The sequence below is a fragment of the Rhodopirellula maiorica SM1 genome (assembly GCF_000346295.1).
Lineage (GTDB): Bacteria > Planctomycetota > Planctomycetia > Pirellulales > Pirellulaceae > Novipirellula > Novipirellula maiorica.
In genome coordinates this window covers 1-10,140 of record NZ_ANOG01000273.1, presented here as the reverse complement: position 1 = coordinate 10,140, position 10,140 = coordinate 1, and the positions used below count along the sequence as shown (strand labels likewise).

The following is a 10,140-nucleotide window of genomic DNA, read 5'->3' as shown; positions in this document are numbered from 1 at the left end:
CATACCCTACAAATCTTTCGTGTTAAACGTATCGCCTTGCCGCAGATCGCCGGTTTGCAGCCCAAGTCGAAACCATCGCAACCGTTGTGCACTGGTTCCATGCGTGAACGATTCGACGTCGACGTAACCTCGGCTTCGTTCTTGTAATCGGTCATCGCCAATCGCCGCCGCAGCACGCAAACCCTCTTCGATGTCTCCTTCTTCAATCACCTGCTTCTGCTTCTGCAAATGATGCAGCATGCAACCGGCAAAGAAATCGGCCTGCAATTCGAGTCGCACCGAGGCTTGGTTCGCTTCGGTTTCGCTTCGAGTCCGGCGGACCTGCTGGACTTGATCGGTGTAACCGAGCAGATTTTGTACATGGTGACCGACCTCATGAGCAATCACGTAGGCCTGAGCAAAATCGCCTGGAGCCCCCAATTGATTTGATAACTGGGCAAAGAAAGAGGTGTCGAGATAAACTTTCTGGTCAGCCGGACAATAGAATGGCCCCGATTCTGCCGTCGCTCCGCCACACGCCGAACGCACTTGGCCACTGAACAAGACGAGAGTCGGCGGGACATATTCGCTGCCCAACTGAGTGCGGAACAAGTACGTCCACACATCCTCGCTATCGGCCAGAATGGTTTTGGCAAAGTCCCCCGCTTCGATTTCCGCTGGGGTGAGTTCGCGATTTCCATCGGCTTGTCCAATTCTCGCGCCGGGAACCTGTTGCGGTTGCTGCAAGATTTGACGCGGGTCTCCGCCCAAAATCGCCACAATCAACGCCAGGATCAATACGCCAGCACCACCGCCAGCCACCGCCGGTCCGCTCATTCTCCGACGATCTTCGACATTGTCACTCTGCCGACGTCCACGCCATCGCATACGATCACTCCTATCGTTTTCAAAAGTTCAACTAGAAAAGAACCAATCATGGTCAAACAAACGGATTCGATTAAACTGCTTCTGCCGCCGGAGACCGAAGTCGCCAAACCACGCTGTCGACACCGAATTGTATCACCGCAAGAATGCTTCGCTGCTTGACCGAACTGACAGACGCACCTCCAGATGCATTTTTCGAGCCAATTTGTTTGGGGGCAATGATGTCTTGGGCCAATTCGGATCGAGCCGGCTCAGGAATCGAGCCGTCCGTCTGGATGCGGCCGCAATCTGGATCAAACGCGAAATCGGCGGAAACTAACCGCCACTTTCTCTTTCCATTCTTTTGTCCCCGTCACAGTGTCGCCCGCTGATTTTGCTAAATCATGAACCATCCTCTGCCCAATGAACCTGCTGTCAACCAATCGAATCCTCAGCCCGCTGGCGATGCCGCCGAGCAGCTATCGTCACCCGATCGCGTATGGACGGTTCGCAATGTCATGATAGGCATCGCGTGGGGTGCCGCGATTGATTTGTTCCTGGTGATTTGGACCTGGATAAAAGTGGATAAAGGGATGGCGGACCGCTGTGCCACCGCGTTGGTGATGCCTCTGGGCATTCTATGGACCTTCACGCTGGTCGCGAGCCTGCTCTGTTTTCGGCGAGGTGCGTGGCGTTTCGGAGTCGTCTTTGCGATGCTGTTCGTGTTGATTTCAATCACTGGCAACGGAGACGTTGCCGACGCCAGCATGGCGGGGCTCGAACCGCCTCGTACCGACCTGAACACTCTGTCCGAACCGCTTCGCTGCGTCGTAGTGCTTGGCGGCGGAGTCACCATCGCCTATGACGACGTCCCCGAGTTGGGTATCGCCGGACAACGCATCATGCACACGGCCCAGCTCTGGCACGGCGGCCACACCCAGGCAGTAATTTGCACGGGCGGCTCCTCACTAGGAAGAATTCAGCCCGCCGAAGCTGGCCGCATGATGCTTGAATCGATCGGAGTCCCCAGCGAAAAAATCTACGAATCCCCCGGCGACAATACGTCCCAAGAGATGAAGAACCTGGAAGCCTTCTTTGCTTCGCCTCCGGCCGGTTTTCCTGGCGAGGGAAAGATCGGCTTGGTCACCAGTGCGTCTCATATGAAACGTGCGCTGCGACTGGCGGCCGAGCGTAATTTGACATTCGTTCCGCTGCCGTGCGGCTATGAAACCGGTGCAGACTACGAATTCGCGCCGAGCGAACTGATCCCCAGCCCAGGTGCAATGGACAGCTTCGGCCGTGCCCTCAAAGAACGTCTTGCCCGTCTGGTGAACCGCTAATCCAATCACATTTACTTTTTACATCGGTAGCGGTGCGGCGAAAATCGTTCGGCCGCAGCGTGCTAACACGCTCTCGATAAACCGGCTGCCGCCCCTCTCGCCGCTGCTAACGAATCGAACTCGACTCGATTCTCTACCGACTGCGATTCTCTACCGACTGCGATTCTCTACCGACGGTTGTGTGCGATATGTCACGAACTGCGCAATGACGCCTTAGTTGCCCAATCCGAAAAATTTCATTGGATTGACATATCGCAACCTCACGATATATTGATCATATTGACTTGGGCACCGCGGAATCCGCGATAGCCCGGTTCGTTTCCCCCAGCAATGAGCGTTGTGCGGCGCGGCTTGGGGCGTCGGGAGATGACGGCATCGTCGCAATCGGCTCAGCGTTTGCTTGCGGTGTTTTCCCACTTGCCCAGATTACTCATTCAGTTTTGCAGGATGGATTGAAAGATGTCGGACTTGAAAACCGTGACGGTCGATGAACTGGCGATGTTAGATTCGCGAGGCGAGATCGATCTCGTTGATGTCCGTACGCCGCTAGAGTTTCGAGAAGTACGTGCGTTGTTCGCCGAAAATGTTCCGCTTGATTCGCTTGACCCTGCGGAACTAATGAGTCACCGCGACCCCACGAAAACGCTATATGTCATTTGCAAGTCAGGAACTCGCGGTGCAAAGGCATGCCAAAAACTGGTCGATGCCGGTTACACCAATGTGGTCAATGTCGACGGAGGAACGATGGCTTGGGATGCCGCGGGTTACCCGGTGGTGCGAGGCAAAAAGGGAGTCTCGCTCGAACGCCAAGTGCGTATCGTCGCGGGCACCATTGTGTTGATCAGCGGCGTGTTGGCGATCACCGTCTCGCCCTACTTTGCCGTCATTGCAGCCATTATGGGTGCCGGTTTGGCGGGAGCAGGAATCCTGGACAGCTGCTTGATGGGCATGATGCTTGCCAAAATGCCCTGGAATCAGCTGAAAAACGATCAATCTTGCTGTGGTTCGTAAACGTCGGAGGGCATCCACCTCAAATCGCTGGACGAGATGAAACATGAAGACTGCATGGATCTCCAAACTCATTTCCCGCTTCTCTCGCGTGCTCGCGTTGGTGGCTGGATTGGTGTTGCTGGTGCTGACGATCGCTTGGTTGTCGGGCATGTTCGAGACAAAGATTGCACCGGATTGGAATCAGCGTGGAGTCCAGCAGTATGCAGGCGAGCCCACCGATGTTGTCCATGAAATTCGTAAACAAGCAGTCGAAGAAGCAGTCGGAACGTTAAAAGCATCAAGTCGCACCGTGGTGTCGTCAAAACTGTTGGCAACGATTGACGAAATCAGAGTGACGGCGGGCGACCAAGTGGTCCAAGGGCAAGAATTGATTCACCTGGAAAGCCAAGAGTTTCAGGCTCGCTTGGATCAGGCCAAGCAAAGTCTTGAAGCGGCGATCGCGCGTCGTGCTCAGGCCAAAAAGCAATTCCAACGTATCGAGTTGCTTAAAAAGCAAAACGCCGCGTCACCATCGGACCAGGACTTGGCGTTGCGGGACCTGCAGGTGGCCGAGGCCGAAGAGAGTCGAGCGAGACAAGCAGTGTCGGAATCGGCTGTCCAGCTTTCGTACACCAAGATCATCGCTTCGAAAAGCGGACGGATTGTCGACCGACTTGCCGAACCGGGCGACGTCGCCAAACCGGGCGAACCGCTGTTGGTGCTCTATGACGAGACCTCACTGCGACTCGAGGCTCCCGTGCAAGAAGGTTTGGCAGTCAAAATGCAGATCGGTGATCAAATGAAAGTCTATGTCGACGCCCTCGATCAAGAGTTTCCTGTCACGATCGACGAAATTGTCCCCCAAGCCGATGCACTGAGTCGTTCGTTTTTGGTGAAAGCGACTCTGCCGAAATCCAGCCAACTCTACGAAGGCATGTTTGGGCGACTACGAATCCCAACGGGCCAACGACGGCATCTGTGTCTTGCTGACGATGCCATTGTCCAAATGGGGCAACTTGACTTTGTCGACGTGGTGCTTCCCAATGGCGTGGTAGAACGCCGATTGATCAAAAGCGGGCGAATGGGAATGCCTGGACGTCACGAGGTGCTAAGCGGATTGAAGGCCGGTGAACGAGTGATACTGCATCGAGCGTCCTCCTCTTCGGAGCCGCCTGTTTCAGAGCCGCCTGTTTCGGAGCCGCCTGTTTCGGAGCCGCCTGTTTCAGAGCCGCCTGTCTCGGAGCCCGTCTTTTCCAACCCTGCTGCAACGAACATCAATTGAAATCGGTTTGTAGGTTTGTGACGAATGAACGATGACGCGAATACTCCCGTTTTGACTCGAATCGTCGAAGTCTTTCTGCGTGGCGATGTCGCGGTCATGTTGATTGTCATTTCGTTGTTGCTCGGTGCAGCCTCGCTGTACTTAACCCCTCGCGAAGAAGAACCTCAAATCGTAGTTCCGATGGCGGACGTCTTCGTCTCGGCACCGGGATTGTCGGCCGCAGAGGTAGAACGGCAAGTCACTGACCGCATCGAAAAGCTGCTCTATCAAATTGATGGAGTCGAATACGTCTACTCGATGAGCAAAACGGGACAAGCGATTGTCACGGTGCGTTTTTACGTGGGCGAAGATCGCGAGGACTCGCTCGTCAAACTCTATAACAAGATCAATTCGTCGACCGATCTGATTCCGCCAACGGTTCAGTCATGGGTGATCAAACCCATCGAAGTCGATGACGTCCCGATCGTGATTGCCACGCTGTGGTCCGAACGCAGCGATCGATACGGCGATCATGAACTGAGACGGATCGCCGAAGAAATTCAGCACGAACTGCAGGCGATTCCCAACACCAATCGTGTCGAAGTCGTGGGCGGTCGCCCGAGGCGAATTTACATCCGGATCGACGCGCAGCGATTGGCCGCTCATCGCACGTCACCACTGCAAGTCGCCAATGCACTGCAATCTGGAAACGTCACGATTCGCAACGGCAGCTTTGAACAACAGGACCATTGGTTTGCGGTGGAAACGGGGACCTTCTTTGAATCGCTCACCGAACTCGAAAACCTCGTCGTCAATGTCGCCAGCGATCGGCCGGTTTATCTAAAGAACGTCGCCACGGTAAGCGATGGGCCTGCCGAAGCCGAAAGCTATAGCTGGATCGGCTTCGGTCCCGCGGACCAAGAACAAAGCGACCTCGTAGGCGTTTTTCCCGCCGTCAATATTTCCATAGCCAAACGCAAAGGGACCAACGCGGTACATGTGGCAAAGGCCGTTCACGAGAAAATTGAATCGTTGTCACGAACCCACCTGCCTCGCGGCGTGCATGCCCGCATCACTCGTGACTATGGCGAAACCGCCAACGAAAAGGTCAATGAACTGATCGAAGGGCTGTTGGTCGCGGTATTGACCGTGGTCGGTTTGATCGGATTGACAATGGGTTGGCGGCCCGCGATTGTGATCGCGTTGGCGATTCCGGTCTGCTATAGCTTGACACTTTTCATCAACTTGATGGTGGGCTATTCGATCAATCGCGTCACGATGTTTGCACTGATCTTGGCGTTGGGATTGCTTGTCGATGATCCGATCACCGATGTTGAAAACATCGCACGCTACTTTGCGATGAAAATTTTGCCGCCTCGGCAATCGGTCCTGCGTGCGGTGCAAGAGGTACGGCCCGCGTTGATCCTGTCGACGCTCGCGATCATCGCCAGCTTTTTGCCGTTAGCATTTATCACCGGAATGATGGGGCCCTACATGGGCCCGATGGCGCTGAACGTTCCGCTGACCGTCACCATTTCGACGTTCGTTGCGTTTGTGATCACGCCGTGGTTGGCATTGGTCTCGCTAAAACATTTCAAGGAAGGGGACGTCACCCACGATGGATTCGATCTCACCAAGCGGCCGCTGTACCGCATCAGCCGAGCCATCTTGACTCCGATCCTGAGCAAAACCATCTATGCCGCCGGAGTGCTCGTCGCGATTGCCGTATTGTTTGTCGCCGCGTTGCTGTTGCCGGTGTTTCGTTTAGTTCCCGTCAAGATGTTGCCGTATGACAACAAAAACGAATTTCAAATTGTGATCGACATGCCTGAGGGAACGACGCTTGAGCGCACCGATGTGGTTGCCCGCCGCATTGGCCGCTACTTAGGTGGGCTCGCCGAAGTGCGTGACTACGAAGTATTCGTGGGCATCGCATCTCCCATGGACTTTAACGGCATGGTGCGTCACTACTTCTTGCGTCAAGGAGCGAACGTTGCAGACATTCGCGTCAACTTGATCGGCAAAGATTTTCGAGTCCAACAGTCACACGAAACATTGCTGCGGATTCGCGACGAGGTGACCAAACTGGGAAATTCGCTGGGTGCAAACTTGAAACTGGTTGAGGTGCCACCGGGACCGCCGGTATTGGCGTCGATTACAGCCGAGGTCTATGGACCACCCGAAGGCAGCTACGATGACCAAATCGCGGTCGCTCGGACTGTCAAAGCCCGCTTGGCGGCGGAACCCGGCGTCGTGGATCTCGATGTCAGCGCCGAAGACGACTCGCTGCGTTACGTGTTTGAAACCGACAAAGCCAAGGCGGCGTTATCGGGGATTACCACCAAAACGATTGCCGACACCGTCGCAGCAGTACTGAGCGGCTACAAGGCCACCGTGATGCATCTGCCGAGCGAAGTGGAACCGCTGTGGATCGAGTTGAAACTGCCTCGCAAAAATCGATCCGCCATCGACGACCTCTCAGAAATTTATGTGCAAAGCGATGCCGGAAAAAGCGTTCAGCTTGGATCCCTCGGGCATTTCAAAATGGTCGATGAAGAAAAAACGATCTATCACAAAAATCTGCAACGCGTCGTGTTTGTCTACGCCGAGGTCGCGGGCCGTCCGCCGGCTGACGCGATCCTGGATGTCCAGTGGGACAGTACGGTCGCGGACCAATCGGTCGAAAACATTGTTCGTACAAATCAAATTCAACTCACGACAGCGACGCCGAAACCGCTCGACAAACGCTCGTGGATCTCGCTGGGAGGCCACGTGCCGTGGTCGATTCCAGCCGGATACACCGTCAATTGGGCAGGCGAAGGAGAGTGGAAGATCACGCTCGATGTCTTTCGTGATCTGGGGCTCGCTTTTGCTGCTGCGTTACTGGGGATCTTTATTATCCTGATGTTTCAAACCGGATCACGAATGTTGCCGGTGTTGATCATGACGGCAATCCCGCTGACCATGATTGGCATCATGCCTGGGTTTTGGGTCTTGAATTGGATCACGGATGCCGGAGTCGGCGGACATCCCAATCCCGTTTTCTTCACCGCAACGGCGATGATCGGCATGATCGCATTGGCGGGAATTGTGGTGCGAAACTCCGTCGTCTTGATCGACTTTATTCACCTGGCGCAGGTCGAAGGTCATGACCTTCGTGAATCGATCATTCGCAGTGTCGCCGTTCGCACACGTCCAATCCTGTTGACCGCGGGCACCACCCTGCTTGCCAACGGCGTGATCACACTCGATCCCGTGTTCTCGGGACTGGCCTGGGCCATCATTTTCGGGATGCTCACATCGACGGTGTTTACACTTTTGGTGATTCCCGCGTCGTACTGGCTGCTGTATCGCAATCAATCTTTGACAAGCCAATCGCTACCTGTCCCGACGCCGTCAGCTTAGATGGCACCACTCCGCTGTGTAGAACTCAGCGCAGAAAATCAGCGCAGAAAATAAACGCGGAAATCCGTTGCCGGCCCGAGTCGCGTCAGCCTCCAAAGCGTGCGGCGAATTCACATGGCACTATCAGCGGTTAATTCCCGTCCCCTTCAAACACAGAAAACCAAAGGCCACTGAACAGGCGGAGACGATACCCCACTGAGTTTTATTCATGTGGCTAAAGTAGTAGGTGAGTTCGTAGCAGGCATCCCGGAACCAATCCTGCAAGGAGAATGCGAGCAGCAGTTCGGTCATCATTTGAAATCGCCTAACGGTGGACGCTAAAAACAGAGGTGTCAGCGATTTGAGAAAACGAGATTCTCAAGAAATAAATCGCCGCTCAACCCTAGGTTTTCTTCGTCGACCTCGACAAAAAAAGTGGCCAACCCAGCTTGCATTGTCCGATGAATTCCAGCATGATTGGATTAATCGTCACAGCCAGTCCACCAGTGAGATTGGCTCGCCAAAGTTCTTGGCAAAGGTGACTTGCAGAGGACCAGTGGATCGATATAATCCCGGTCCAAGTGATCAACAAAGTGACTGGCACAACGATCACAAAATTGCTTCCCAATACGGGTTGCAAAGAATAAAGCAGCTAGTCATATTGTTTGCTTCATCGCAAACGCGACACCAGTGCTTCGGTACTGACGTCAAATTGGTGCTTCGGCACCACACGCCATACAAAGGCGCGGTAGCTCAATTGGTTAGAGCCCCGGACTGTCGATCCGGAGGTTGCGGGTTCGAGTCCCGTCCGCGTCGCTTCCTAAACCCTGCTGCAACAACAAGTTACGGCAGGGTTTTTTCATGCTCGTGGGTGGTAAATATCACTCAGAATAGCACTTTTTCGTACCGTTTGCACCCGTTTAGTACCCATTTGGTACCCAACTCCACACGTTCAGGACGCAGCTTTCTGCCGCGCCTCTGAATTGGAATTTCACGGGCTGGGTGTGCGTGCTTCTTGGGCAGTATAACTCGCCGGTTCCACCGTCAAGGAACCCTCGCTGCGCGGCACACCCACCGGTTTGCCTGATGCCACTTCGGGCATCCAGAAAACCGGGGCGCCGGAAGTCGCTCGCGACCTTGACTAGTGGACGTGCGGCTCGCTCCAGCCAAGAGGCTCTCGCACAATCCAGTGCAGCGAAAGAGCGTTTTGCTTTCTTCCAATCTTGCCATGACGCAAGGCTATTCCTGTCGGTCCCCTCCCCGACTTCGCACCATCGGCACCACACAGAAAAACAAAAATCAAAAAGGGCGCTGCGCTGGCAACTCCCCTCTTTATTCTTCTTCCAAACTCTATCATGCCTCATCTCAAAACCGCAAGGAAAACTGTCTTCGACGTGCTGGTTCAGTATGAATCCGGCCGTCTCAACCGAGTCGAAACCATCGCAATGTTCCAAGAGCTTATCGATACTGGATTGGCGTGGACGCTTCAGGGTCACTTTGGCCGAGGTGCCATGTCGTTAATTCGTTCCGGACTCTGCAAGCCAGGAGCTCCTATACCGGAGAAGCTCTTTCCACTCGAAGAAATTACTGCGTTTGATACACCAGGTGACGTTGACTACACCTTAGACGCACTGCCGTACTAAATCCGTCAGTCCCCTACTGCGGTCGGCTACGGTCGACCGCTTTCTTATTTTATTTCTCAATCTTTTTATGGGCCAATATTTCAAAGCAATCAATTTAGACAAACAAGAATACGTTTGTCCGTGGTGCATCGGTGGTGGCGCCAAACTCTGGGAGTGGGCCGTCAATTCTCAAGGTGCGATCTTTACGTTACTACTTCGTCAAAGCACGGAAACGGGTGGCGGAGACTTCGCCGGCCCCGGTCCGCAGGTCATCGAACTCAAGGACGGAGATGATCTTTCCTGCATTATCGGTAAGGCGGTCGCTCGCGAGGGTATGCCGATTCGCTTGCCAGCCGAATCCATCGTGGGTCGTTGGGCAGGCAATCGCGTCACGCTGATCGGTGACTACGACGAATCTGGTCTCTATCAAAAAGCAAAGCAGTACACGAATATCAGCGAACCGCTGGTCGAAGCTTGGAATCGCTTTGTTGATTTCGATGACGCTAAACTCGAATATCGCGAAGATTGCAGTTGCAGCGAGACTTGATCCGCATATGTCTTTTGTTCCCGCAGTCGCAATGAGTGGCTGCGGGGTTCTCAATTCCGTCGCTCCCCCACCCAAACCGCTGCTGAATCCCCGNAGCAAATCAACTTGCCCCATCCAGAGTTGCAAGTTGATCGGTTATCCAAGTCTTATTGA

General features: G+C 54.3%; 8 protein-coding genes and 1 tRNA gene. 7 read left to right on the top strand and 2 right to left on the bottom strand.

Annotated features, from left to right (window positions below; all coding sequences use genetic code 11):
• Window positions 1–6: 6 nt before the first annotated feature.
• Window positions 7–867: a KPN_02809 family neutral zinc metallopeptidase gene (gene ypfJ / locus RMSM_RS08740; protein ID WP_040764894.1), complete on the bottom strand. Its 861-nt coding sequence runs from the start codon at window positions 865–867 to the stop codon at window positions 7–9.
• A gap of 380 nt (window positions 868–1,247) precedes the next feature.
• On the opposite strand from ypfJ, the gene RMSM_RS08730 reads away from it, so the two are divergent.
• The 4 genes from RMSM_RS08730 to RMSM_RS08715 all read left to right on the top strand — a co-directional run bounded on the left by RMSM_RS08730 (window position 1,248) and on the right by RMSM_RS08715 (window position 7,839).
• Window positions 1,248–2,183, top strand: coding sequence for a YdcF family protein (locus RMSM_RS08730; RefSeq protein WP_008694307.1), 936 nt, complete (start codon window positions 1,248–1,250; stop codon window positions 2,181–2,183).
• A gap of 459 nt (window positions 2,184–2,642) precedes the next feature.
• Window positions 2,643–3,194: a rhodanese-like domain-containing protein gene (locus RMSM_RS08725; RefSeq protein ID WP_008694305.1), complete on the top strand. Its 552-nt coding sequence runs from the start codon at window positions 2,643–2,645 to the stop codon at window positions 3,192–3,194.
• Window positions 3,195–3,237: 43 nt separating this feature from the next.
• Window positions 3,238–4,455, top strand: a complete 1,218-nt coding sequence (locus RMSM_RS08720; RefSeq protein WP_052031554.1) for an efflux RND transporter periplasmic adaptor subunit — start codon at window positions 3,238–3,240, stop codon at window positions 4,453–4,455.
• Window positions 4,456–4,479: 24 nt separating this feature from the next.
• Window positions 4,480–7,839 carry an efflux RND transporter permease subunit gene (locus RMSM_RS08715; protein ID WP_008694302.1) on the top strand — a complete coding sequence of 1,120 codons (3,360 nt, stop codon included), beginning with the start codon at window positions 4,480–4,482 and terminating at the stop codon, window positions 7,837–7,839.
• Between the two features lie 123 nt (window positions 7,840–7,962).
• Here the strand turns inward: RMSM_RS08715 and RMSM_RS40810 are convergent, their stop codons facing one another.
• Complete coding sequence (locus RMSM_RS40810) at window positions 7,963–8,133, bottom strand: hypothetical protein (RefSeq protein ID WP_160168262.1); 171 nt, start codon at window positions 8,131–8,133, stop codon at window positions 7,963–7,965.
• 427 nt (window positions 8,134–8,560) lie between these two features.
• On the opposite strand from RMSM_RS40810, the gene RMSM_RS08710 reads away from it, so the two are divergent.
• The 3 genes from RMSM_RS08710 (at window position 8,561) to RMSM_RS08700 (ending at window position 9,987) form a co-directional block, all read left to right on the top strand.
• A tRNA-Asp gene (locus RMSM_RS08710) sits at window positions 8,561–8,634 on the top strand.
• A gap of 539 nt (window positions 8,635–9,173) precedes the next feature.
• Window positions 9,174–9,461 carry a DUF7417 domain-containing protein gene (locus tag RMSM_RS08705; RefSeq protein ID WP_040764891.1) on the top strand — a complete coding sequence of 96 codons (288 nt, stop codon included), beginning with the start codon at window positions 9,174–9,176 and terminating at the stop codon, window positions 9,459–9,461.
• Window positions 9,462–9,528: 67 nt separating this feature from the next.
• Window positions 9,529–9,987: a hypothetical protein gene (locus tag RMSM_RS08700; protein WP_008694300.1), complete on the top strand. Its 459-nt coding sequence runs from the start codon at window positions 9,529–9,531 to the stop codon at window positions 9,985–9,987.
• The last annotated feature ends 153 nt before the right edge of the window (window positions 9,988–10,140 follow it).

Bases quoted from the DNA above. Each gene is read 5' to 3' on its own strand.
- ypfJ (WP_040764894.1), bottom strand. From the start codon at position 867: ATGCGATGGCGTGGACGTCGGCAGAGTGACAATGTCGAAGATCGTCGG.
- RMSM_RS08730 (WP_008694307.1), top strand. From the start codon at position 1,248: ATGAACCATCCTCTGCCCAATGAACCTGCTGTCAACCAATCGAATCCT.
- RMSM_RS08725 (WP_008694305.1), top strand. From the start codon at position 2,643: ATGTCGGACTTGAAAACCGTGACGGTCGATGAACTGGCGATGTTAGAT.
- RMSM_RS08720 (WP_052031554.1), top strand. From the start codon at position 3,238: ATGAAGACTGCATGGATCTCCAAACTCATTTCCCGCTTCTCTCGCGTG.
- RMSM_RS08715 (WP_008694302.1), top strand. From the start codon at position 4,480: ATGAACGATGACGCGAATACTCCCGTTTTGACTCGAATCGTCGAAGTC.
- RMSM_RS40810 (WP_160168262.1), bottom strand. From the start codon at position 8,133: ATGATGACCGAACTGCTGCTCGCATTCTCCTTGCAGGATTGGTTCCGG.
- RMSM_RS08705 (WP_040764891.1), top strand. From the start codon at position 9,174: ATGCCTCATCTCAAAACCGCAAGGAAAACTGTCTTCGACGTGCTGGTT.
- RMSM_RS08700 (WP_008694300.1), top strand. From the start codon at position 9,529: ATGGGCCAATATTTCAAAGCAATCAATTTAGACAAACAAGAATACGTT.